This is a genomic window from Paenibacillus sp. VMFN-D1, from assembly GCF_003386155.1.
GTDB lineage: Bacteria > Bacillota > Bacilli > Paenibacillales > Paenibacillaceae > Paenibacillus_AQ > Paenibacillus_AQ favisporus.
On record NZ_QRDU01000004.1, the window covers coordinates 131,135 to 154,300 of the forward strand.

The window sequence follows — 23,166 nt, forward strand, 5'->3', positions numbered from 1 at the left end:
ATTTGAATCCCCTTATGCACAAGCCTATACCTAGACCCCCGAGGTTCATCGCGTCTTAACGGAGAAGGTATTTCCGAAGCAGGCCGGGGTGCTTACCGCAGAGGGGTGGGCAACTTCATTAGATTAGGAGACTATCCCATGACCAAAGCCGCTATTCCGGTATGCTGCCGGGCGATGGCCTTTGGTTTTTGTTTATTTCCGAGCTGTTCGCACGACAATCATTTAACACTCCAGAGAATAGTGCTATACTATAAATTAAGTAATCATTCATCAGAAAAGGTGGATAACCGGGTCGCACTCTGGCTTGCCTCTTGAGAGCGCCTACATCTTTTCTTCAAATACTAGCGTGTAAGGACGGTAATTATGAGCAACAGACAAACCGATACAGACGTTATCTTAATTGGTGCCGGAATCATGAGTGCGACTTTGGGGACACTGTTGAAAGAATTAGTACCGAACTGGAAAATTACAGTGTTTGAGAAGCTGGCAAGCCCGGGAGAGGAAAGCTCGAACGAATGGAACAACGCAGGAACGGGGCATGCCGCCCTGTGCGAGCTGAACTACACATCCGTAAAACCGGATGGATCCATAGATATCAGCAAAGCGATTAGCGTCAACGAGCAATTTCAGGTTTCCATGCAGTTCTGGTCTTATCTTGTCAAAAGTAATTTGATTCGCAATCCGCAGGACTTTATTATGCCGCTCCCCCATATGAGTATGGTTCAGGGGAAAGAAGACGTGGCATTTTTGAAGAGACGTTTTGAGACGATGTCCAAAAATCCGCTGTTTCAAGGGATGGAATTCTCCGACGATCCGAAAAAATTGATGGAATGGATTCCGCTCATTATGAAGGACCGGACCTCGGATGAACCGATCGCGGCCACCAAAATGGACTCGGGAACGGACGTCAACTTTGGCGCTTTAACGCGTATGCTGTTTGAGCACTTGAAGAGCAAAAACGTTGATATTCATTACAAGCACAGTGTGGACGATATTAAACGCACCAGCGATGGCGCGTGGGAATTGAAAATACGCAATTTGAGCAGCGGCAGCGTCGAACGCCATACGGCGAAGTTCGTCTTTATCGGCGGTGGCGGCGGAAGCCTTCCGCTCCTTCAGAAATCCGGCATCCCGGAAGGGAAGCATATCGGCGGATTCCCGATCAGCGGACTCTTTATGGTGTGCAACAATCCGGAAGTGGTAGCGCAGCACCATGCCAAAGTGTACGGCAAGGCCAAGGTAGGTGCGCCGCCGATGTCGGTTCCGCATTTGGACACCCGTTTTATCGACAATCAGAAGTCGCTGCTCTTTGGACCGTTTGCGGGCTTTTCGCCAAAGTTCCTGAAGACCGGTTCCATGTTTGATTTGCTGGGTTCGGTCAAGCCGAACAATGTGCTCACGATGCTGGCTGCAGGCGCCAAAAACCTGTCACTGACCAAGTACCTGATCCAGCAGGTGATGCTGTCGAAGGAAAAACGTATGGAAGAGCTGCGTGAGTTCATCCCGAACGCCAAGAGCGAGGATTGGGATATGCTGGTGGCCGGCCAGCGCGTGCAGGTCATCAAAGATACGGAAGCTGGCGGCAAAGGCACGCTCCAGTTCGGTACGGAAGTCGTGACCGCCGCGGACGGATCCATCGCTGCCTTGCTGGGGGCTTCTCCCGGGGCCTCCACCGCCGTTTCCGTCATGCTTGAGGTCATCGAAAAATGCTTCCCTCAGCATGCGAAGGCGTGGGAGCCGAAGATTCGGGAAATGATTCCGTCTTATGGCGCGCCTCTGATGAAAAATCCGGGGCTGATCCGCGAAATTCATACGTCGACGGCACGCACGCTCGGTCTCAACCGTGGACTGCATTCGGCCAACGTGATGTAAATATAGCGATATATGATAAGAAAAACGTCTATCGACGTACCTTCAAAGAAGACAGACCGCGTTTAACTGAAGTTTTTCTTGCGATTATAGAATGGTTCAGCTTCGCTGAAATTTATAAATTCTATAATCTTAAATAAAACGGCCTTCATCCTGAGTTTCAAGGGATGAGGGCCGTTTTGCATTCGCAGAGGACACCGGTCAAGGTACGTAAGCACCGACGACTTCAAACTTTGGCTCGCCAGCGATCGTCATATACTTCACTTCGACGACGCAGCCTTTCTGAAAGGAGGGTATATTCACGATCGGGATAAACGTTTTTACGATGGTATGATGAAATTCGCCATCCGGCATGGTGACGGTTAAATCAAGCAGCACCTCCGGTTGATTACCCAGCTGCGCATTCGTCTGCTGAATGGAATGGATGACAGCTTGCGCGGATGTGCCGTTTGTTAGGATGGTTTTGCGCTGCGATAGCCCTTTACGTTGACGGCTTACCGTTCTGATGGCAAAAGTGATCGTCAGTGAGGCGGTAAGTAAAGAAAAGATAATGATGATCATAACAATCGTCGTCAATGGCATGCACCTCGCTTCCATTTTTAATATAATTCAGGTAAATGGCTCCAAGTAATATATTTTAAGCTTAATGCAGCCAAGGGGATCCGTCTACGATTTACAAATAAATCATCTACATAAATGGAACTAAGTTTGATCATTCGGGCAGGGGAGAGGAAACCATGATTCAGTTGAAAGATATCGGGAAATTCAAGGAGCTTCCAGCAATCGCAATGCATATCTATCAAGGCAATATTCCGGCTTTGCGGAATGCTATCGCGGAGGGTTGGGATATGGAGGAGGGTATCGTACTTAGCCGGTATACCGCGTTAAGTCCGCTTGACCTTGCCGTGATCGCGGAACGGCTGGATGTAGTTAAGCTGCTGGTAGGGCACGGCGTCAATCTCAATGACGCACAGAGTCCGGCTTTTTTGCGGGCTGTCCGTTACGGAAAAGAGGAGATGGTACGCTACATCGCCGAGCAGGGTGCCAGAATGGACATGCTTAATCGAGTGGGCTCCGGCGCGTATTCGCAGGCCTACTATGGCAACAAAAGCAACATCCCGCTCATTCAGGAGCTGGGCCTCGATATCAAGCAGCACGGCGGAGCTGTACTTCGCCAGGCGGTGTCCGATCATGACTATAAGACCCTCAATTACTTGCTCGATCAGGGGGTGGACATTAACTACAACCAGCCGGATCAAGTCTATCCATACGAAGCAACACCGTTAACCGTGGCCGCGCGAATCGGAAATTTCGACATGGTCAAGTTTTGGGTCGAGCGGGGCGCGGATGTGACGTTAGCGGAAAAGGACGGTGAACGGCCGTATACGATCGCGGTCAGCCAAAAGAACGCAGTCCTGGCCGATTATTTAAAATCGCTGGAACCGCTGGAATTTCATGACGTGGCGAATAAGAAGCATGAGCTGAGAGCGTATAAATTACCGGAGGAGCTGGTCGATCTGTTAACCGGTGACCGTCTGCGCCTTGAGTTAGCCCCCAATGAGTACGATATCCGGCATATCGATTTCTTCACATTGACCGACACGATCCCGGTCAAGGTCGGGCGGCAGAAGCTGCTGCGCCTGTCTGCAGACATAGACAACTACTCGGATCTTCAGCTCATGTGGAATCCGAAGAAAAAAGGATGGATCGGCTGCTATGACGTCGAGCATGACAACTATTCGGACCTGTGCCGTTTGGGAGAGTTCCTCGAGCAGCCTGGTACGTATCTCGTTCGTTTTCTGGATGGAGAGCTGTAGAAACCGGACTGGTGCCTGAGGATGATCCGGACGAATCTGGATGATTTTTCATACATCGTAATACTTTCGCCCTGTTGACGCGCTGCGGAGTATGGGAAGATGGGGACATCAAAGGCTCGGGTTCAGCAAAACCCGAAGCCCTTGACCATCAGGCTATGGCGGTCCTTCCTTCTAACTTCATTTGGCGAACATAGGGCCGCCGCTTCCCTGAAGGATTTCGATTCAGAGAGGAGGCGTCCAGGCTATCATGCTCCTTCCTTCTTTAACCCTTATTAAAAAATTAGGGGCATGGGTTTCCTGGACTCTTTAATATGAATATCAATACCATCTATTTACGAAGAGCTAGTCATCTGATCGTGGAACAAGGGCAGGGGGGCGAGCCGCTCCCGAAGGCCTATTTGGCATCCGCCCTGAAAAATATCGAAGCGCTGGGATATACGTTTTCGCATGCGCTGCTGCGCGCGGTAAAGGACTTATCTAAAGTGCAGTTTGAAGCATTATACCAACAGCTGGTTGCGGATTTACAGGTTATGGTCGGGGCTCATGTGAAGTTTAAACCGATGTACCCGGATTTTCCGATGCAGGTCATGGAGCATAGCGATGCCGAGCTGTATCTGAATGCGATTTATCATTACCTGACGTTGGATGTACCGGCGTATGGGCATGCGGACCGGCTGCCCTTGGAGGATGAAGGTAACCTGAAAGTGATTGGTTTGGGGAGCCGTGCGGAATTCATGAGCCTGATCTCCCGGTTGATTCAAGCCACAGGCTCCATCTCCGATCGTGACAAACAGGATATTGATGACGTCATTGCGTTTGCCGGCGCGGATGATATGGAAATGCTTCTACCGGACGACATCCCGTTCAAGGAAAATGCGGCATTCGTCGCAGCGTCCTTAATGAAGCATGACAAAGCCAATCTGGAGCAGATCGGACGGTACTTCCGGACGGCGACCGATGTCCTTCGGCTGGCAGCCGCATGGTCGGACGGCGACGTTAGTCTGGCTGAGGCGACGCGCTTCCGCAAATTCAAACGGCGCGAGCGGCGGCTGCTGCTGGGACTGCTCGAGAAGTGCCCATCCATCACGGAAGATATGCTGCGGTACAAGGAGCGCTGGATTCGGCTGGGCGAAATTCTGCATCCTTCCGAATATAAGCACCGGTTTCGGCGGTGCGAGGAAGCCTTTGACGTCCTGCGCAACGACAAGCCGTTCACGACCTTTAATAGAAGCGTGGAGCTGGCCTTCCAATTCCGGAACGTTTGGACGCTGATCGATCTCCTGATGCAGCGCCCGGGCGAACTGGCGAGAAGGCTCGATCATCTGCTCCGGTCCACCGAGCATACAGAGTATGTCGTGCTGGCTTTTGGCGAGGTGGTTAAGGAAGTATCGACGCCGGTGCTGCTGCAGGTGAAGAACCATTTTGCCCGCCGCCGGGAGCGGCAGCAACTGCGCGTCTTTTTTCCAAAAGGGAATGTCGCCAAAGCGTTTGCCCTTCGGAACAACCTGCCGGAGATTGACGAGGAGGCATGCCGGGACATCGTACAGCTATGCGAGCAGGCGCTGATCGGGCGCTTCTCTGCCCTGCCGCCGCTCGGGAAGGTGTATGTCGACAAGCGGCTCCAAAGCTACCTCGTGCCGTTCTCCGGGCGCTCTGCCAGCAAAGCGCTGCATACGATCGTGCGCGGCAGCCGGGTGCCGATGGCGGAAGGAGATACGATCCGTTTCTTCAGCTGGTGGAAAGAGGGCCTGGTGGACGGCAAGCCGACGGGCCGCGTGGACATCGACCTGTCCGCCGTAATGTATGACCGTGACTGGCAGTATGTAGAGCATATTTCGTATACGAACTTGCGGTCGTCCAAGTACCGGGCTGTGCACAGCGGAGATATCGTTTCGGCCCCTCAAGGCGCGTGCGAGTTTATCGACCTGCACATTCCTTCCATCGTCGATTATGGCGGACGGTATATTGTGGCGACGCTGCATTCGTTCACAAGCCAGCCGTATTGCGATTTGCCGGAGTGCTTTACGGGCTGGATGATGCGGAAGAAGCCCGGGTCCGGCGAAATTTTCGAGCCTGGTACGGTTGCGAACAAAATCGATGTCACCGCCGATACGCAGATTGCTATCCCCGTAATCTTGGATCTGGTGGAACGCACGGTAATCTGGACAGACCTGTCTTTAGCCCGGCATCCGTACTATTACAACAACATCGAGGGGAACCAAAAAGGGATGGTTCTGATGGGCAAAGCGATGACGACTTTGCGGAAACCGGACCTGTATGATCTGTTCATGCTCCATGCCAAGGCTCGCGGGGTGCTGACCGAAACTCCGGGGGAGGCCGATGCGTTGTTCTCTGTTGAGCAAGGGGTAACACCTTACGATATCGAGGAAATTATGGCGGAATATATGGTGTAGATTCGGATATACAGAAAAACGTAAAGAGATTAACCGATAACCGGCTCATGGTGATCATGCGTCGGTTTTTTGTGTTCCTGATTTTTTTTTTAATAAAATTCGCAACTATGACAATCCCTGTCACCAATATGGGCTAAGATGGACGTATGAAAGGCCAAAAGGAAGCAGAGGCTGGTCGTAAGAAACTTTAACCATCAAAAGGAGGAAGATGTGATGTATGTGACGGTACAGGATTTTATTAAGGAATGGAACAAGGAAGCCGAATTGACGCAGGGGGTTCTGAATGCGCTGACGGATGAATCGCTGGGGCAGCAGGTCTATTCGGAAGGACGTACTTTGGGCAGGATCGCCTGGCATTTTGTCTCGAATATCCCTGACTATTTGAACGAATTCGGCATCAAGATGGATAAGGTCGCAAATCCGGATGAAGTCCCTTCCGCCAAGGAAATTGCAGATACCTTCCGGACGGTCAGCTCAGCAGCCGCTAAGGCACTGGAAGAGCAGTGGACCGATGAATCACTTAGCAAGGTACAAAACGCATTTGGCCGAATGGAATCCAATGCCTCCATCCTGATGGGGCTGATCAAGCACATTGCGCATCATCGGGGTCAAGCGACGGTTCTGATGCGTCAAGCGGGACTGGGCATACCGGCCGTCTACGGGCCATCGAAGGAAGGATGGGTGAAGCTGGGGATACAGCAGCCACCGCTGTAAAATCATTGGGTGCCATTTTGCCCTTGTGAATGACAAAATGGTATTGACGGACCTACGGCAGGTATGTAGAGTGAAATCCAACATGCCTTCGGTAGGTTTTTTGTGTGGGATGAGAAGCCCTCAGCAGCAAAACCTGGCCGAAACGAGCGTCTAACATCATAGACGCTTTTTTCATAAATGCGATGCAACTCCTTGAGGCTGCCGCGGCCTGGAGAACCGCCTTCGGAAAATGCTATAATCACAGCAAGAGTATATCGCAGGGGGAATGAGGATGAGCGAGGATCTGTTGGAACAACTGGAGACATGGCATGAAGAGGATGAATACGAACGCATCGTAGAGGCCGTAACGGAAATTCCTGCGGAGGAGCGGAATTATGAGCTGGTCGGCCATTTAGGCCGGGCGCTGAACAATCTGGAACATTACGAGGAGGCGGTGCAGCAGTTTCTGACCGTTGCCGAGGAAGGGGCGGAGGATCCGCTCTGGCATTACCGGATTGGACTGGCCTATTATTATCTGGAGCAGTACGATGATGCCGAGCGGGAGTTTACCCGTGCCGATGAGCTGGAGCCGGGGGATGAGGATACCCTGGAGTTTCTGGAATGGATCCGTGCCAAGAAGGCCGGGGAATTCGAGGAAGAGACAGATGAGGATTTAGATTCGGACGATTCGGCGGAAGACAACAGCGGCTCGGATGAAGCCGGGGAAACCGATGAAACGGACGGTGCCGCGGCGGCCGTGGCTGCGGTGAATGCCATCCCATCGGACGAAGCCAATTTAGATGTGCAGTATGGCTCGCCAAATGAGGGTTTCGATATCAACAACTTCTGGAACGACGCCGATCCCGATGCGGAATCGTATGTTTCGGCTCCGCCGATGGATGATCTGATCGATTCCGTGCAGGAGGAATTGGTGTTCAAGCTGCCGGTGTTTTATGTGCAGATGATGAGAATACATAACGGGGGCATTCCCCGCAGCAGGTACTTCCCGCTGGGTGAAGCCGCCGATGGAGCGCCAAGCGGGGTCCGGATTCACGGCATGTTCGGCATTGGCCGGGACAAAGCCAAGTCGCTCTGCGGGGCCTCCGGCAGCCGGTCTATCATCGAGAACGGTGGTTATCCGGAGTTCGGCGTCGTCATTTGCGACTGCCCGCAGGAGTCCGGCGTGGTCATGCTGGATTACCGCGGCTCCGGCAACGATGGAGAGCCTGAGGTTGTGCATGTGGATCAGGCAAACGGGCGTAAGATCACCCGGCTCGCGCCCGATTTTGAAACCTTTGTCCGCGGACTAGTTAACGCCTAGGACCCGTGACAACAAAACCGCCATGAACGCGTGAGCGGGGATGGAATCCCAGCAATATCGCGCCAAAAAATCAAGAGGAAGCGGTTCCCACGTAGGGGAGCCAGCTTCCTTTTTTATGTCATAGGGGGTAGTTCCATTTTCGTACTTTTAAGTTGCCGAATAGGATCCATCCGTGACGGCATGCTCCAATGCTTCTTTCGCACGCTGCTTCTTGCGATGCACCCAACCGGTCAGCCAAGCGCTGATTTCGTACAAGGCGATGAGCGGAACAGCCACCATGAGATGGGAGACGAGATCAGGCGGCGAGATCAGTGCAGCCACGGCAACGAGAACGACGTACGCGTAACGCCTCATTCCTTTTAGAATCGACGGGTTTAAGATCCCGATCCGGGCCAGAAACATAACGATCACGGGCAGTTCGAAGGCAATGGCGAGCGGGATCATGATATTGAACATAAACCCGAAGTACTGGGATACCCCATAGGTCTCCACAAGGCCGATCTGACGATTGATGCCGGCTGTAAAGCGCAGGCTCATCGGAAAGACGACGAAATATGCAAAGGCCACGCCCACCAGAAAGCATGATGCGGAGAACGGAATGTAGCGGACCGCCGCCTTTTGCTCGCCAGGCTTGAGTCCCTGGCTGACAAACCGCCAAATCTGGTACATGCCAAAGGGGATGGTCGGCAGCAGCGACAGTACCACGGCAATGCTCATATAAATCCGCAGTCCGTCCCATGGCGAGAAGACGTTCCATGCGACGTGGAGTGGGGAATGCGTCCGCAGCAGCGTCAGAATATGAGGGGCTGCAAACAAGCCGGCTGCCATACTGACGATGAATACGGCGGCGATCCAAAGGAGCCGTTTTCTAAGCTCGGCGATATGCCCGAGCAGGGTCATCGTATTTTTCGCTTCCATAGGCGAAGATCACTCCTCCCAAGTCATGTCCGTTACCGGAAGGCCGGCGTGCAGCGCGGCGTTTTCGATTTTTTCATTTCCTTCAGCTCCAGCGTATTAAATCCCTCCTGCATTTTTTGATAGATGTCCTGAATGGCCTTTACGTCTTCAAAAGAATATCGGCGGTTACCTCCTTTCGTCCGCTCCGGGAAGATCAGCTTCCGTTCCTCATAATACCGGATTTGGCGTTCCGACAAGCCGGTCAGCTCGCAGACGACGCCAATGCTCATCACCTTGCTCTCCATGCTTTTTACCTCCTGTGCAAGTATAGTTAACCCCGGACCATTGCAGAAACAGCCAGGATTGAAACCTAGAAGAAGATAAAACAAAGAGAAGAGACACACCAACAGATGTTTGTGGAAGGAATTATGACATGATTTTAAGGAAAACCCATTAAAAATGCAATCCGTTTTTGAAAATAAAAAATTCTTGTAAGAAATCCTTACACAAATTCACCGAAAACTAAATTTCTTTGCTAAGATCGCCTCAAGAGGTTCCATTCCACTAGCGAAGGAGTGATCGAGGTGACAATCAAGGAGCAACCGAAAGAGATGACCCGCAGACAATTTCTGTCGACCGTCGGCAAAGTAGGGGGATCCGTTGCCGTCTTCAGCCTGATGGGAACGATGGGACTGCTGTCGCCGGAGACGATGAAGGCCGCCGAATATGAGCCGCCGGGCCCGAATGATCTGCACTTAAGCGGACGGGGCGGCAAAAAAATTATCATTCTCGGCGCCGGGATCGCCGGCATGACGGCAGCGTACGAACTGGGATTGGCCGGGTACGATTGCACGATTCTCGAGGCGAAAAGCCGGGCTGGCGGCCGATGCTGGACTGTTCGCGGCGGCACGTCAGAGGCAGAAATCGGTTCGGGTACCCAGACGTCCCGCTTCGATAAGGGGTTGTATTTCAATGCCGGCCCAATGCGTATTCCGCAGTTCCATGTCACCTTGGAGTACTGCCGGAAATTCGGCGTTGCGATCGAACCGTTCAACAACGTGAATGAAAGCGGCTATTACTACAACGAAAACGTCGGCGCTTTATCCGGTCAAAAGGTGCCGAAACGGGCGGCCAAAGCGGACGTACGCGGCTACGTCGCGGAAATGCTCGCCAAGGCGGTTGACCAGAACGCGCTCGATCTTCCGCTCACGGCTGAAGAGAAGATGAAGCTTGTCGATTACTTAAAGGTGGAGGGGGACCTGAACCCCGATTTATTCTACAAAGGCTCGCAGCGCGGCGGATACAAGGATGAGCCGGGGAGCCGGCTTGATGCCGGGGTTCTCCGCGATCCGTTCGATCTAAAGTCGATCATCAACTCCGGCTTCGGCAAGTATTTCAGCAATGAGTACGAATACGACCAGCAGATGATGATGTTCCACCCGATCGGCGGGATGGACGCTATTGCGAAGGCGTTCGAGAAGCGGGTTGGCAATCGGATCAAATTCCGGGCCGAGGTCAAGGAGATCCGCCAGTCCTCGTCGGGCGTGAGAATCGTGTACACCGACATGGCATCCGGCCGGGAGCAGGAGGTCAAAGGGGATTACTGCATCTGCACCATTCCATTATCCGTGCTGAAGAAGATCCCCGCCGATTTTTCCCCCGAAATGTCCAAGGCGATTCAGAGCATCAACTACGCCTCTGCGGGAAAGATCGGCCTGCAGTTCAAGCGGCGCTTCTGGGAGGAGGATGAGCACTTGTACGGGGGCAGCAGCTTGACGAATATGGACATTACGCAGATTTATTACCCGCCGACCGATTATTTCGGGAAAAAGGGAGTCCTCCTCGGCTATTATGCCTACGGCGGGGTTGCCGACAAGCTCGGAGCGATGTCGTATGCGGAGCGGGAGAAGCTGGCGCTTGCGCAGGGGGCCAAGATCCATCCGCAGTATCCAAAAGAGTTCGAATCCTCCTATTCGATCAACTGGAAAACGATCAAGTATCAAGAGGGCGGGTGGGTTTCTTACTCAGCAAACGACCGCAAAACGTACTATCCGACACTGTGCAAGCCTGACAACCGGATTTACCTGGCCGGTGAGCATATCAGCTACATTACCGCTTGGCAGGCCGGAGCGATCGAGTCTGCCCGCGAGGTGGTCACCGATATCCATCAGCGTGTCATGAAATCATAGATTCATATCTAGAAGGGGCTGGTCTTTTATGATGAAAAAAATGAAAACGGCGCTGCTGATGACGGTTCTGCTTGGCACCGTCAGCGTCACGGCATATGCCGACAGCGCCGCCCATACCCCGGCGAAACCGGCCAAGCCGATCAAGACGGCGCCGGCGCCGGTATTTTACGGAAGCCCGTCGTCGTCCATATCCAGCGGTGTGGTCGTTCCCGAAGGCGCATCGTACTTGTTCACGAGCGGCACCGTCCCGCCGGTACTGAACAAAGACGGCAAGACGGTCTATGAACGCTATGGGGATACGAAAACGCAGGGCATCGGCATTTTGAAGGAAATCGAAAAGCAGCTGAAGGAGCAGGGCCTTGGCCTGAAAGATGTCGTTTACCTGCGGGTATACATCGCTCCTGATGCCCAGAAGGGCGGCACGTTTGACTATACGGGTTGGTTCGATGCCTATGCGCAGTTCTTTAATACCGAAGCTAACCCGGTTAAGCCGGCCCGCTCAACGGTAGGCGTGGCGAGCCTGGTGAATTCCGACTGGCTGATCGAGATCGAAGCGGTGGCCGTGAAGCCGGATTCGAAGAAGAAGTGAGGCGGGAGCACGGATTTCGCTAAGGCGGAATGTTCTCCATGACAAATGAGAAGGAGCTGATTGGCGATGTTTCAAAACGTAGGGTTTGCCGGGTTGATGATGATTCTGGTCGTCGTTCTGATTTTGTTCGGGCCCTCCAAGCTGCCGGAGCTGGGCCGTGCGGTGGGACGCACGCTCTCCGAATTCAAGTCGTCCGCAAGGGACCTCGTCGGTGAGGATAAAGAAGAAGACAAAGAGCGTGAGCGAGAGTCCGGTATTATTAAAATCAAAGGATAAAGGGTAGGAGCAACGTATGCGCCGATCAACGGCCACCCTGTATAGCCGGCCCCGTCATTCAATGCGAATGGCGGGGCTGTTTGCGCCCAGCCGCCGAAGCGCATCATGGTTTCCACCGCTGTGTTCTTTTATAATGGAAGAACCAGGTATCGTTTGGCCGCTGAAGTTCTGGGCCGCATAATAAATTGGATACGGCACAGGATATGAAGCAGTGGAACCGTACTTGGCCATAAGACCATCAGGCTGTCATCATGCGAAGAATGATTTGACTAGGATTGAAAAAGGAGACCTTTATGACGGATACACAAGGAAAGCTGGAGACGGGATGGCATTTAGACAACAGCTACGCCGGGCTGCCGGATCTGTTTTATACCCGGCAGGATCCGGTGCCGGTTCGTTCGCCGCGGATCGTGGCATTTAATGAGCCGCTGGCGGTGTCGCTCGGTTTAAACGCTCAGGCGCTCATGAGCGATGAAGGAGCTGCGGAACTGGCGGGAAACCGCATTCCGGAAGGGGCGCAGCCACTCGCTCAGGCATACGCCGGGCATCAATTCGGCCATCTTACGATGCTGGGCGACGGGCGGGCGGTCCTGCTGGGCGAGCAGGTCACGCCAGATGGCAAGCGAGTGGATATTCAGCTCAAAGGAGCGGGCCGCACGCCATACTCCCGCGGTGGCGACGGACGGGCGGCCCTGGGGCCGATGCTGCGTGAATACATCATCAGCGAGGCCATGCATGGCCTTGGCATTCCGACGACCCGCAGCTTGGCCGTGACGTCCACCGGCCAGGCGATTACCCGGGAGGAAGAGCTGCCGGGCGCGATTTTGACCCGCGTGGCGGCAAGCCATATCCGTGTCGGCACGTTTCAGTTCGCGCGGGGAGCAGGCACGACGGATGACCTGCGGGCTTTGGCCGATTACACCCTGCAGAGGCATTATCCCGATACGGATCTTGCTTCCGGCGAAAATCGCTACCTTATATTGCTGCAGGAAGTGATCAAGCGCCAGGCCGCTCTGATCGCGAAGTGGCAGTTGGTTGGATTCGTTCACGGCGTCATGAATACGGACAACATGACCCTCAGCGGAGAAACGATCGACTACGGTCCGTGCGCCTTTATGGATACCTACGATCCGGCCACCGTGTTCAGCTCCATCGACTCTCAGGGCCGGTATGCCTACCGCAACCAGCCGTACATCGGCTCCTGGAATCTCGCCCGATTGGCGGAAGCCTTGCTGCCGCTGCTCCATGAGGACGAGGAGCAGGCCGTTAAACTGGCGGAAAACGCGGTCGGGGCTTTTGCCGGACTGTTCAATGAATATTGGCTTGCAGGGATGCGGGCGAAGCTCGGGATCTTCCAGGAAGAACCGGAGGACGAGTCGCTCATCGAAGAACTTTTGGAGCTCATGAAGACGCATCGCGCCGACTATACCAATACGTTTCTTGCCTTAACGTTTGACCGGCTGGAGGGAACTCCGCTGCATGGCATCGAAGAATTCGAGGCCTGGCATACGCGCTGGCAGGCAAGGCTTGACCGGCAGCCCGAAACCAAAGAGGCTGCGCATCAATTGATGCGGGACAGCAATCCGGCGGTCATTCCGCGGAACCACCGGGTGGAGGAAGCGCTGGAGGCGGCGGAGCAGGACGGCGATTACGAAGTGATGCACCAGCTGCTGCAGGTTCTGGCCGATCCTTACGCGCATACGCCGGAACAGGCCGAGTATGCCATCGTACCGGAGACGACGTATGGATATCGGACCTATTGCGGTACCTGATACAAGATCATGAGAAAAGGACCAGCGGAGCTGGCCCTTTTTTTGTAGGAACAATTCTTAGCCCAATACTTCCTCTTCCTTTAATGTGGCCATCGGCTGGAGAAAACGGTGATCAAAAGCCCGCAGCGTGCCCCCCTCCCGTATCTTGTTCACCCAATCCGGATTGGCCAGTGCGCTGGTTCCGACGGCGATCAGATCGGCTGATCCTGCAATAAGCATTTGTTCGGCCCTTTCAGGATCACCCAGTTTTCCATTGGCGATCACGGGAAGGCCGCTGTATCGTTTGGCGAGCTCTGCAAGGGTCGGCCCCCCATCCGAGAAGGCGGGCATCCATGCTTTATACTCGGTCGTATGAAGGTAACTGGCGGAAGCTGCGGCCAATTCCCCGAAGATGATTTTTGCATCTTCTTCTCCATGAGCCCATTTGTGGTCAAAATCGTTCACCTTCCCTTGCGAAATGCGAACGCCGACCAAATAATCCGGGCCAACGGCGGAGCGGATGGCTCTAAGGACTTCTACTGCGAAGCGGATACGCCGGCTTGTCGGGCCGCCATAATCATCCGTGCGCCGGTTTGTATAATCCGTAATAAACTGATCGAGCAGATAGCCGTTGGCCGCATGAATCTCCACACCGTCAAATCCGGCGTACTTCGCGCGGAGAGCGGCCTGCTTGAAGCCTTCGATCGTTCTTCGAATCTCTGCCAGCGTCATAGCCTTTGGAACAGCGAACTCGCCGCTGCCCCCGTGATCCTCCAGCATCGTTCCAACAGGTTGCACCGCAGACGGTGCGATCGGAGTGAAAGCATGATGCTGGACTAACGCGCCTGCATGCATCAACTGGGCAATGATTTTTCCTCCTTCCCGGTGCACGGCCTGAATGATCGGTATCCACGAATCAGCTTGTGCTATGCTGGCGATACCGGGCTGATGATGATAACTCCGGCTGAATTCCTCATCCGGGTACAAGCCCTCCGTGATGATCAAGCCGAATCCCCCTTTTGCAAAACGGGAATAATAACGTGCCATACGATCGTTAGCCACTCCGTTCGGCTCCGCACTGGTGCGTGTCATCGGCGCCAGAACCGCCCGATTTGGAAGCGGTAGGGTACCCAGCATATAACCGTTAAAAAGTTTCGGATACTGCTTCATATTTAAAAACCTCCCTTTATTTTTTTGATTGCGGACCTTCTTTTACACCTGGTTGTTGACCTGAGATGATTGTATCCTGCCGGTTCAATACCGTAAAATGATTGCTATAGATGAGCTCATTAAAAAAATTGATGGGATTGAACCGGAGGTTTTGAGGGATGGAGCTAACCGACTTGAAAGTGTTTATGGCCATCGTTAGGGAAGGCAGCATTACCCGCGCGGCTGAGAAGCTGGGCTATGTACAGTCCAACCTCACTACAAGGGTGCGAAAGCTGGAATCGGAGTTGGGGGCGCAATTGTTTCTTAGGACACCGAAGGGGGTAGTCCTCGCCGAGAAAGGACTTGTTTTGTATCAATATGCCTCGGACATTCTCATGCTGGCTGAGGAGGCAGCCAAGGCTGTCAAGGAACCTGACTATCCTTGCGGTCCACTGTCGATCGGCGTGGTGGAGACGATAGCTTCAACCGCCCCATTTATTCAGGCGCTGTCCGAATTTCAGACCCAATACCCTGAGGTGAGCCTGTCTTTGGTGACTGCAACTTCGAAGGAGAATTACGAGAAAGTTCTGGATCGGCGCTTGGACGGCGCCTTCTTGACCGGAGAGTTTGAACTGTCTTCACTGCAGGTAGCCTTTGAAATACAGGAAGAAGTGGTGCTCCTAACGCCTGCAGGTCAAGGAACAGAAGCATTTGCTAAGACGGGAAATCCTGCATGGGTCGTGTTTCCGAAGGGCTGCCCACTGCGTGCTGCGAACGAAGATTGGCTCCATAGCCTAGAGGAACAATGTGTGAATATGATTGAGGTCAGCACATTGGAGACCATGCTAAATTGCGTTCGTGCGGGAATCGGCAGTGCGTTTCTCACCCGGATGGCTGTGACTGCGACTGCGGATGAAGATGGTGTACGCATGTATCCGGTCCCCGAACAATACAAATTTGTGACCACGCGATTGGTGACCCGGAAGGAGCAGTTCCAGAGCCAAGCGTTCCTTGCTTTCGCCGCATGTGTACAAAGGGCAGGACAGCGGTTTAACTTGGCAGGCTATGCAAACGTTTAAGCGTACAAGATGCCTTCTGGTTTGATCCCATACTATACAGAAAGGCAGGATCAGGCAGCGCATAGGGAGGATGGACCTGGCTGTCTCCGGGCATGTTAAGGGAAAACAAGTGGGGAGATGAAGCTAGGATGTCCAGAAGAAACCGAAAATACGCGGTGCCAGGGGTTGCCAGGGACATGCAGACGTTTAAAGCAGAAGTCATGCGGCGTGAAGGGTATGACGTGGATCCGAACCGGCCAGATGACGTGAAGTACGAAGTGGCCAAAGACCTCGGCGTGCCGCTCAGTCCGGACGGCAACGGCGAGCTCACGACGGAATCGGTCGGCCATGTCGGGGGCAAAATCGGCGGCTCGATGGTCCGCGAGATGATCCGGCTGGCCCAGCAGCAGCTGGCGGAGAAGGACGGGCAGAAGTAGCTGCATTAGGCTGTGGCATGGCATGGCGGCTTCTCTTACGTGAGCAAGAATTGCGTTGAGTCTCCGAAGCTTATACTTTTTATGATGTAATAAAGGCACCCCAAAGGGTGCCTTTATGCTATTCACTACCGTTTATAGCCAGCTGCGTACCAGTCCCATGTCAATGGTTTAAGGGTCTCACCCCAGCTGCACATCAAACGTCGTTTTCTCGTTCGGCACGCTCTTCACGGATATTTTCCCTTTATGCTGCTCGACGATCGATTTAGCAATCGCCAGGCCAAGGCCATATCCGCCATGCTTGCGGGAGCGGGAGGCGTCGACGCGGTAGAACCGGTCGAAGATGTTGTCTAAATGCTCTGGGGCTATGCCCTCACCCGTGTTCGTTACCCGCAGCAGCAGATGGTTATGCTGCTTCTTCAGGCTCAGATGGATCGAGCCCCGTGGATTGGTATATTTGATGGCGTTGTCCAGCAGGATCATGACGACCTGCTTGATCTGCTCACTGCTGCCGGTCAAAGTCAGACGCGGCTCGATATCGTAAGTGAGGGACAGCTCCTTTTCGAAAATGACCGCTTCCATCGTAAGAATGACGCTTTCGACGGCTTCGCTGAGATCAAACGGCACGAAGATCATAAGGCCCCGGGCATCGTCCATCTGAGTCAGGTACAGGAGGTCGTTGGTTAGGGTCTTCATGCGCTCGGTCTCTGATTTAATATGCTGAAGCCATTTCGACTGCGACCGGATCGTCTCCTCGCTGTTGGCCAGCAGCACATCTGCGTTCGTGTTGATGACCGCAAGCGGCGTCTTCAGCTCATGCGAGGCGTCCGCGATAAACTGCTTCTGCTTGTCGAAGGCTTCGCGGACCGGTTCGATAGACCGGTTGGCGAAATATCGGCTCGTCAGATAGATGACCGCCAGCATGACCAGCGCCACGATGGAAAAGGTGTAGATCAGGTTGGTGATGATTTTCAGTTGTGCCGTCACGTCCAGGAATACGATGGAATAGCCGCTGGGAGTCTGCTGAACGCTGTAAGCCCAGCGCGTTCCCTCCAGCGTAAACTGGGCGTTGCGGACGGGCTTGGAAGCCGCCTCTTCCTTGGCCGTCTCATAGAACGTATCCTCCATATCAAACCTCGTGTTCTTGGACAGGAGGTTCCAATCCCGGTCGGTCTTCAGCTCGAAGGATACCGACAGCTCCGGAGGGGGGATCTGCCCTTCCCGGGGGCGGCGTAGATCGGTATCTCCCGTGGCAGGCAGCTCTCCGCCGATGCCTCCGGAACCTTGGGCCTGTGCGGCGCTGCCGCCCGTGCCGGACAGGCTGCCCGTTTTACCGCCGCTTCCGGTCTGCGCCAGCGAAGCCCCGCCCTGCCCGGAGCCTTTCCCCGGGCTTTGCTTTCCGGGCCCGCCGTCCTTGTGGTAAAACTCCGAGACGCGATCCAGTTCCATGCCGATGTCGCGGCGCACGTTTTGATAAGTAATGACGTAAATCGTGGCAAAGGCGACCAGCATGATGATGGTGATGATGACCATGTTCATCAGCAGGAACCGGTTGCGCAGCTTCTTGAACATTAAGAAGTCGCCTCCAATACATAGCCGACGCCCCGGATCGTGCTGATCCGCACCGAGGCGTTCAGGAACGCCAGCTTTTTCCGCAGAAACGAAATATACACTTCCACATTATTGTGCTCCGCATCGGAGTCAAAACCCCACAGCTTCTCGATCATCTGCTCCTTGGACGTCACCGCCGACTTTCGCAGCATCAGCAGTTCGAGCAGCTCGCACTCCTTCAAAATCAGCTTCAATTCCTTCCCGTTGCAGCTCAGCTTGAGCGTGGACGTGTTCAGCTCGATATCGCCAAATTTCAGGCCATCCTCGGGGACAACCTCGCCCTTGCGGCGCAGCGCCGCCCGGATCCGGGCAAGCAGCTCACCCGTCGAGAACGGCTTGGCGACATAATCGTCGGCCCCGCAGTCCAGCCCCGTAATCGTGTCCGAAATTTCGCCCTTGGCAGTGAGCATGATGACCGGCGTTGCGATGCCTTCGGCCCGGATCGTCTTCAGCAGTGTAATTCCGTCCATCCCCGGCAGCATGATGTCGAGCAGCAGCAGATCATAGATCCCGCTGAGGGCGTTATCCAGTCCCGTCTGGCCGTCGTGGACGGCATCGACGGAGTAATGGTTTTTCTTCAAAATCTGGGTCAGTGCCTCGGCCAGGTTAACCTCGTCTTCCACAATTAATATCCGCATGATCGTAATCCCCTTCATACCTCTAGTGCAGCGTTATTGTCCCTTAATTATAAGAAGCGAACCTTTAATCAACCTTTAACGCCTTGAACGGCGGCCTTTCGGGCTGCGGCCGGACGGACCTGAACCTCAGCTCCTTTGCTTGTCCCTTATTGTACAATGGTGAGCTTGTTTTGTAATCGGCATGTAAACGGAATGTTACCGCAATGTTTAAGATTCGTTAAAGGTTAAGCCATTAAGCTACAAACATGAAGGGCGATGAGCCCGGGTGAACCTGTATAAACGAAAGGAGCGACATGACGATGGCTATTGAAGTGTTTAACCGGTATGAGAACAAGTATCTGATGGACACCAAGGCTTTTTACAACATTTACAACGATCTGATGGCATATATGGAACCGGATGAAAACAACAAAGATAACAAGTTCTATACCATCAGCAACTTGTACTACGATACGGAGCATCATACGCTCATCCGAACGAGTTTGGCCAAGCCCAAATACCGGGAAAAGCTGCGGATCCGGTCGTACGGCGTGCCGGAGAGCGATGCCAAAGTATATCTGGAGCTGAAGAAGAAGGTGTTCGGCCTGGTGAACAAAAGAAGAACTTCGCTCAAGCTTCATGAGGCATACGAATTCGTCCGTACAGGGGTGCCGCCGGAGTTCCGGAAGGGCATGAACCGCCAGGTGGTCAGCGAAATCGAGTATTTTCTGAGCCGGTACGAGCTGAAACCGATGGTGTATCTGGCATACGACCGCATCGCCTTGTTCTGCAAGGGGAACCGCGATCTGCGGATTACCTTCGACACCAACATCCGCTCGCGGCGTTACGATCTTGCGCTAGAGGCCGGGGATTACGGGGATCAGCTGATGGAGCGGGGACAGTGGCTGATGGAGGTCAAGGCCGAGAAGACCGTTCCGGTCTGGCTGTCCAAAATGCTCTCCGAGCATCAGATGTACCGTACAAGCTTCTCCAAATACGGGAACGAGTATAAGAAATCGATACGCCATGCTAATGCACCAGTTGTGGAAAGGGAGAGAGTTGTTTTATGATCGATTCTATTTTGAATTCGTCCGCTGCGGACACGACCTTATCGTTATCTCATGCGCTTCTGACGCTGGCCATCGCCATCGTGCTGGGTGCCATTATCAGCTTTACTTACATGAAAACACAGCCTGCCTATTCGCCGAGCTTCACACTAACGATGATGGTGCTGCCGGCAATCGTGGCCATCATTATTATGCTGATCGGCAGCAACATCGCCCGGGCGTTCAGTCTGGCCGGCGCCTTCTCGATCATCCGGTTCCGGAGCGCGCCGGGAGACTCGAAGGACATCTCCTATGTTCTGTTCTCGATGGCAGCCGGGTTGTCCGCAGGCGTTGGCGCTTTTGGCTATGCGGTGCTGTTTACAGTGATCCTCTGCACGCTGATGTACGTCTTGAAGTTGATCAAATTCGGTACCCGCAAAGACGCGATCAAAACGCTTAAGGTGACCATCCCTGAAAACCTTGGTTATGAGGAGGCATTTGAGGAGATTTTCCGTAAGCACAACGTTGAGTATGAACTGAAAAAGGTCAAGACCACGGAGCTCGGCAGCCTCTATGAGGTGGTCTACTCGGTGAAAATGGGGCCGCAGACGAACCAGAAGGAATTTCTGGACGCGATCCGGACCCGCAACGGCAATCTGGACATTACGCTGACGATGAACCCTGCGGTGCAGGAATATTAAACGAAACGAGGTTGATCCGATGAAACATTCCTATAAAACAAAATTTGCCGCGATTCTGATCCTTTCGGCCATGCTGGCCTCCGGATGCACGACCAATGCGGCGAGTAATACGACGACAGCGGCGGACGGAACGGCGACCGACGCGACGGCAACGACGACGGTGAATGCGAGCGAAGCGAACGCGAAGCTGGCCAGCCTGAAAATCAAGGACCTAGTGGAGTATGACGCCGACGATACCACGGTAGATTGGTCAGCCGGCGACTCCACGGTCATCAAGCTGAACGGGACGGACGCGACCGTGACGGGCGCAGGCGCAAAATCCAGCGGAGGCGATGTAACCATATCCTCGGCCGGAACGTATGTGATCAGCGGCAAGCTGCAAGGCGGCAGTATTGTGGTCGATGCAGGTAAAGACGACGTCGTGCGTCTGGTGCTGAACGGAGCACAAATCGCGAGCTCGGACGGCCCGGCGATCCAGGTTAAGCAAGCCGGCAAAACGGTGCTGACGCTGCCGAAAGGGACGCAGAACACACTGTCGGACGGCACGAAGTATGCGGATACGTCCGATGAGGCGCCGACAGCGGCCCTGTTCAGCCAGGACGATCTGACGATTAACGGCACCGGCCAGCTGACCGTGCAGGGGAATTACAAGGACGGCATCACCAGCAAGGACGATCTGAAAATCGTCAGCGCCACGCTGAGCGTCAACGCAGCCGACGACGGCATCATCGGCCGCGATCTGGCCGCCGTCAAAGCGGGCACGATCAACGTCAACGCCGGCGGGGACGGCTTCAAGACGACTTATGATGGGGACAAGACCGATAAAGGGTACCTGCTTATCGAGGATGGCACGTTCCATGTTGAATCCGGAAGCGACGGCTTTCAGGCGGCGGCTTCTCTGCTGATCGCCGGCGGTACCTATGATGTGGTAACCGGCGGCGGCAGCGCGAACGCCGAACCGCATCAGGAAGAAATGCCGATGCAGCGCCCTGATTTCGGCGGCCAGTCAGGAGCGGACGGAGAGGGAGGTAAGTCCGGTGCCCAAGGCACAGACAGCGGTGCGGCTGCGGATTCGGTGAACGGCACCTCGGCATCGGCATCGGCTAAGGATTCCGCATCCCAGGTGAAGGATGACACCGCTGCTAGTGCGAACAGCAGCAGTGGAACAGACGCGGATGCGGCTCAGACGGAGGATGAGGAAAGCGAGTCCACGAGTTCGAAAGGGCTCAAGGCAGAGGCAGGCATCGCCATTTCGGGCGGCACGTTCACAATCGACTCGGCGGACGATACGTTGCACAGCAATGGCAGCATCCTCGTTTCCGGTGGCCAGCTGGATCTCACGACCGGTGATGACGGCATTCACGGCGACGTATCGATCGTCATTTCCGGCGGCAAAGTGAACATCAAGAACAGCTACGAAGGTATTGAGGCCGCGGATATCAGCATCGCCGGCGGCGAAGTGAACGTCGTCGCGAGCGATGACGGCGTGAATGCTTCCGACGGCAGCGGTAGCTCGGAAGGGCCGGGCGGCATGTTCGGCGGACAACCGCCGGCTGGCATGCCGGGACAGGCGCCGGATCAAGCAGCCGATGGCCAAGGACAGACGGGCGATCAGGCGCAGTCCGGAACGTCTGCGCAAACGGGCAGCAGCTCGTCGTCCGGCACGGGCTCGGCGCAGTCCGATGCACAGGCGAATGCGGGCAGCCAGGCGGCGCAAAGCGGCTCGGCTGACCAAAACGGCGCCCAGCAGCGTCCGGATGGCCAAGGGATGCCTGGCGGCCCGGGTGGAAACGCCGGCACCGCGCAGCTGACGATCAGCGGCGGCTACCTGACGGTGAATGCGCAAGGCGACGGTCTGGACGCCAACGGCTCCATCACGATGACCGGAGGCACCGCGATCGTCAATGGTCCGACATCGGGCGGCAACGGCGCCCTTGATTATGACGGTACGTTCGAGCAGTCCGGCGGTCTGCTGGTTGCCGCGGGCAGCGCCGGTATGGCCCAAGCGCCATCGGAAAGCTCGTCGCAGCGCTCGGTGCTCATGACGTTCCCGAGCACGGTGAAGGCGGGCACGCTGGTGACGCTGGCCGACAGCGCAGGCACACCGGTCCTGAGCTTTGCACCGGCTAAAGACATCCAGACCATCGTCATCTCCACGCCGGATCTGAAGTCCGGAGAGTCCTACGCCTTCTACACGGGTGGCACCTCGACAGGCACGTTGAAGGACGGCTTGTACACGGGCGGCAAGCTGACCGGCGGTACGAAGGTCGTCAGCTTCAAGCTCGGTGACACGGTCACGTATGTGAACGAGTCCGGCGTAACCACTGGCGGCGGTGGATTTGGCGGCAGCTTCGGCGGAGGCCGGGGTCCGGGAGGCAGAGGAGGAGCGAACGGTAGCGGATCGGGCGCGAGCGTTCAAAGCGGCGCATCCGGTACCAGCGGCAGCACATCCGGTAACTCCAGCGGCAGCACGTCCGGCAGCGGAACAAGCAGTACCGGACAGTCCGGAACGTCGGGCTCCGGCAGCTCGGATAATGCGGACACAGGCACATCCTCGATCTAATGACCGGCACGAAGTAACGAGAACATGCAGTGATATGCACGGGTAACGAAGAGCCCCCCATTTTTAATGGGGGTTCTTTTTGCATGGGTGTGGCTGGGTGCTGCCGAAGGGAGGTTGCTTTTTCCCCGAATGTTCGCTTTACTATATACGAAAAAAGTACAGAATATTATA

General features: G+C 54.7%; 20 protein-coding genes. 14 read left to right on the top strand and 6 right to left on the bottom strand.

Annotated features, from left to right (window positions below):
- Positions 1-363 precede the first annotated feature (363 nt).
- Entirely contained in the window at positions 364-1,872 is a 1,509-nt protein-coding gene (locus C7820_RS24490; RefSeq protein ID WP_116233259.1) for a malate:quinone oxidoreductase, read from the top strand.
- Positions 1,873-2,070: 198 nt separating this feature from the next.
- On the opposite strand, the gene C7820_RS24495 is transcribed toward C7820_RS24490, so the two are convergent.
- Complete coding sequence (locus tag C7820_RS24495; RefSeq protein ID WP_258875382.1) at positions 2,071-2,451, bottom strand: hypothetical protein; 381 nt, start codon at positions 2,449-2,451, stop codon at positions 2,071-2,073.
- A 155-nt stretch (positions 2,452-2,606) separates the two neighbouring features.
- On the opposite strand from C7820_RS24495, the gene C7820_RS24500 reads away from it, so the two are divergent.
- From C7820_RS24500 to C7820_RS24515, 4 genes are all read left to right on the top strand, one after another.
- The gene (locus C7820_RS24500) at positions 2,607-3,686 is read left to right on the top strand and encodes an ankyrin repeat domain-containing protein (protein ID WP_116233260.1); all 1,080 of its coding nucleotides are present in this window, start codon (positions 2,607-2,609) and stop codon (positions 3,684-3,686) included.
- A 311-nt stretch (positions 3,687-3,997) separates the two neighbouring features.
- Complete coding sequence (locus tag C7820_RS24505; protein WP_116233261.1) at positions 3,998-6,100, top strand: TerD family protein; 2,103 nt, start codon at positions 3,998-4,000, stop codon at positions 6,098-6,100.
- A 213-nt stretch (positions 6,101-6,313) separates the two neighbouring features.
- A complete protein-coding gene (locus C7820_RS24510; protein WP_116233262.1) occupies positions 6,314-6,814 on the top strand; it encodes a DinB family protein in 501 nt (166 codons plus the stop codon).
- 271 nt (positions 6,815-7,085) lie between these two features.
- Positions 7,086-8,114, top strand: coding sequence for an SMI1/KNR4 family protein (locus tag C7820_RS24515; RefSeq protein WP_116233263.1), 1,029 nt, complete (start codon positions 7,086-7,088; stop codon positions 8,112-8,114).
- A 147-nt stretch (positions 8,115-8,261) separates the two neighbouring features.
- Here C7820_RS24515 and tatC read toward each other — a convergent pair whose 3' ends face one another.
- Positions 8,262-9,032 (bottom strand): twin-arginine translocase subunit TatC, encoded by a 771-nt coding sequence (gene tatC, locus C7820_RS24520; RefSeq protein ID WP_116233264.1) that lies wholly within the window; start codon positions 9,030-9,032, stop codon positions 8,262-8,264.
- Positions 9,033-9,064: 32 nt separating this feature from the next.
- On the bottom strand, positions 9,065-9,316 hold the full coding sequence (locus tag C7820_RS24525; protein WP_105445415.1) for a MerR family transcriptional regulator: 252 nt from the start codon (positions 9,314-9,316) through the stop codon (positions 9,065-9,067).
- Positions 9,317-9,595: 279 nt separating this feature from the next.
- Here C7820_RS24525 and C7820_RS24530 point away from each other — a divergent pair, with 279 nt between their 5' ends.
- From C7820_RS24530 to C7820_RS24545, 4 genes are all read left to right on the top strand, one after another.
- Positions 9,596-11,200, top strand: a complete 1,605-nt coding sequence (locus tag C7820_RS24530) for a flavin monoamine oxidase family protein (protein WP_116233265.1) — start codon at positions 9,596-9,598, stop codon at positions 11,198-11,200.
- 28 nt (positions 11,201-11,228) lie between these two features.
- On the top strand, positions 11,229-11,789 hold the full coding sequence (locus tag C7820_RS24535) for a RidA family protein (protein WP_116233266.1): 561 nt from the start codon (positions 11,229-11,231) through the stop codon (positions 11,787-11,789).
- Positions 11,790-11,855: 66 nt separating this feature from the next.
- Entirely contained in the window at positions 11,856-12,065 is a 210-nt protein-coding gene (locus tag C7820_RS24540; protein ID WP_076172284.1) for a twin-arginine translocase TatA/TatE family subunit, read from the top strand.
- A 293-nt stretch (positions 12,066-12,358) separates the two neighbouring features.
- On the top strand, positions 12,359-13,837 hold the full coding sequence (locus C7820_RS24545; protein WP_116233267.1) for a protein adenylyltransferase SelO: 1,479 nt from the start codon (positions 12,359-12,361) through the stop codon (positions 13,835-13,837).
- 57 nt (positions 13,838-13,894) lie between these two features.
- Here C7820_RS24545 and C7820_RS24550 read toward each other — a convergent pair whose 3' ends face one another.
- A complete protein-coding gene (locus C7820_RS24550) occupies positions 13,895-14,986 on the bottom strand; it encodes an oxidoreductase (RefSeq protein WP_116233268.1) in 1,092 nt (363 codons plus the stop codon).
- A 158-nt stretch (positions 14,987-15,144) separates the two neighbouring features.
- Here C7820_RS24550 and C7820_RS24555 point away from each other — a divergent pair, with 158 nt between their 5' ends.
- Positions 15,145-16,044 carry a LysR family transcriptional regulator gene (locus C7820_RS24555; RefSeq protein WP_116233269.1) on the top strand — a complete coding sequence of 300 codons (900 nt, stop codon included), beginning with the start codon at positions 15,145-15,147 and terminating at the stop codon, positions 16,042-16,044.
- A 128-nt stretch (positions 16,045-16,172) separates the two neighbouring features.
- Positions 16,173-16,460 (top strand): alpha/beta-type small acid-soluble spore protein, encoded by a 288-nt coding sequence (locus C7820_RS24560; RefSeq protein ID WP_076172276.1) that lies wholly within the window; start codon positions 16,173-16,175, stop codon positions 16,458-16,460.
- 177 nt (positions 16,461-16,637) lie between these two features.
- Here C7820_RS24560 and C7820_RS24565 read toward each other — a convergent pair whose 3' ends face one another.
- Both C7820_RS24565 and C7820_RS24570 read right to left on the bottom strand, forming a co-directional pair.
- Positions 16,638-18,029 (bottom strand): ATP-binding protein, encoded by a 1,392-nt coding sequence (locus tag C7820_RS24565; RefSeq protein WP_116233270.1) that lies wholly within the window; start codon positions 18,027-18,029, stop codon positions 16,638-16,640.
- The gene (locus C7820_RS24570; protein WP_076172272.1) at positions 18,029-18,706 is read right to left on the bottom strand and encodes a response regulator transcription factor; all 678 of its coding nucleotides are present in this window, start codon (positions 18,704-18,706) and stop codon (positions 18,029-18,031) included. The genes C7820_RS24565 and C7820_RS24570 overlap by 1 nt, the downstream gene beginning before the upstream one ends.
- Positions 18,707-19,005: 299 nt before the next feature.
- Between C7820_RS24570 and C7820_RS24575 the strand changes: the two genes are divergently transcribed.
- Genes C7820_RS24575 through C7820_RS24585 form a run of 3 tightly spaced genes read left to right on the top strand, consistent with a single transcriptional unit; the run spans position 19,006 to position 22,995 of the window.
- Positions 19,006-19,755, top strand: a complete 750-nt coding sequence (locus C7820_RS24575) for a polyphosphate polymerase domain-containing protein (protein ID WP_116233271.1) — start codon at positions 19,006-19,008, stop codon at positions 19,753-19,755.
- Positions 19,752-20,432 (top strand): DUF4956 domain-containing protein, encoded by a 681-nt coding sequence (locus C7820_RS24580; RefSeq protein WP_116233272.1) that lies wholly within the window; start codon positions 19,752-19,754, stop codon positions 20,430-20,432. Before C7820_RS24575 ends, C7820_RS24580 begins: the two co-directional genes overlap by 4 nt.
- Positions 20,433-20,451: 19 nt before the next feature.
- On the top strand, positions 20,452-22,995 hold the full coding sequence (locus C7820_RS24585) for a carbohydrate-binding domain-containing protein (RefSeq protein WP_116233273.1): 2,544 nt from the start codon (positions 20,452-20,454) through the stop codon (positions 22,993-22,995).
- Positions 22,996-23,166 lie beyond the last annotated feature (171 nt).

What these genes read in the sequence shown, in the direction of transcription:
- C7820_RS24565 (WP_116233270.1), bottom strand. Translation starts at nt 18,029, where the DNA reads ATGTTCAAGAAGCTGCGCAACCGGTTCCTGCTGATGAACATGGTCATC.
- C7820_RS24500 (WP_116233260.1), top strand. Translation starts at nt 2,607, where the DNA reads ATGATTCAGTTGAAAGATATCGGGAAATTCAAGGAGCTTCCAGCAATC.
- C7820_RS24525 (WP_105445415.1), bottom strand. Translation starts at nt 9,316, where the DNA reads ATGGAGAGCAAGGTGATGAGCATTGGCGTCGTCTGCGAGCTGACCGGC.
- tatC (WP_116233264.1), bottom strand. Translation starts at nt 9,032, where the DNA reads ATGGAAGCGAAAAATACGATGACCCTGCTCGGGCATATCGCCGAGCTT.
- C7820_RS24560 (WP_076172276.1), top strand. Translation starts at nt 16,173, where the DNA reads ATGTCCAGAAGAAACCGAAAATACGCGGTGCCAGGGGTTGCCAGGGAC.
- C7820_RS24490 (WP_116233259.1), top strand. Translation starts at nt 364, where the DNA reads ATGAGCAACAGACAAACCGATACAGACGTTATCTTAATTGGTGCCGGA.
- C7820_RS24515 (WP_116233263.1), top strand. Translation starts at nt 7,086, where the DNA reads ATGAGCGAGGATCTGTTGGAACAACTGGAGACATGGCATGAAGAGGAT.
- C7820_RS24570 (WP_076172272.1), bottom strand. Translation starts at nt 18,706, where the DNA reads ATGCGGATATTAATTGTGGAAGACGAGGTTAACCTGGCCGAGGCACTG.
- C7820_RS24585 (WP_116233273.1), top strand. Translation starts at nt 20,452, where the DNA reads ATGAAACATTCCTATAAAACAAAATTTGCCGCGATTCTGATCCTTTCG.
- C7820_RS24510 (WP_116233262.1), top strand. Translation starts at nt 6,314, where the DNA reads ATGTATGTGACGGTACAGGATTTTATTAAGGAATGGAACAAGGAAGCC.
- C7820_RS24550 (WP_116233268.1), bottom strand. Translation starts at nt 14,986, where the DNA reads ATGAAGCAGTATCCGAAACTTTTTAACGGTTATATGCTGGGTACCCTA.
- C7820_RS24505 (WP_116233261.1), top strand. Translation starts at nt 3,998, where the DNA reads ATGAATATCAATACCATCTATTTACGAAGAGCTAGTCATCTGATCGTG.
- C7820_RS24580 (WP_116233272.1), top strand. Translation starts at nt 19,752, where the DNA reads ATGATCGATTCTATTTTGAATTCGTCCGCTGCGGACACGACCTTATCG.
- C7820_RS24555 (WP_116233269.1), top strand. Translation starts at nt 15,145, where the DNA reads ATGGAGCTAACCGACTTGAAAGTGTTTATGGCCATCGTTAGGGAAGGC.
- C7820_RS24575 (WP_116233271.1), top strand. Translation starts at nt 19,006, where the DNA reads ATGGCTATTGAAGTGTTTAACCGGTATGAGAACAAGTATCTGATGGAC.
- C7820_RS24535 (WP_116233266.1), top strand. Translation starts at nt 11,229, where the DNA reads ATGATGAAAAAAATGAAAACGGCGCTGCTGATGACGGTTCTGCTTGGC.
- C7820_RS24540 (WP_076172284.1), top strand. Translation starts at nt 11,856, where the DNA reads ATGTTTCAAAACGTAGGGTTTGCCGGGTTGATGATGATTCTGGTCGTC.
- C7820_RS24545 (WP_116233267.1), top strand. Translation starts at nt 12,359, where the DNA reads ATGACGGATACACAAGGAAAGCTGGAGACGGGATGGCATTTAGACAAC.
- C7820_RS24495 (WP_258875382.1), bottom strand. Translation starts at nt 2,451, where the DNA reads ATGCCATTGACGACGATTGTTATGATCATCATTATCTTTTCTTTACTT.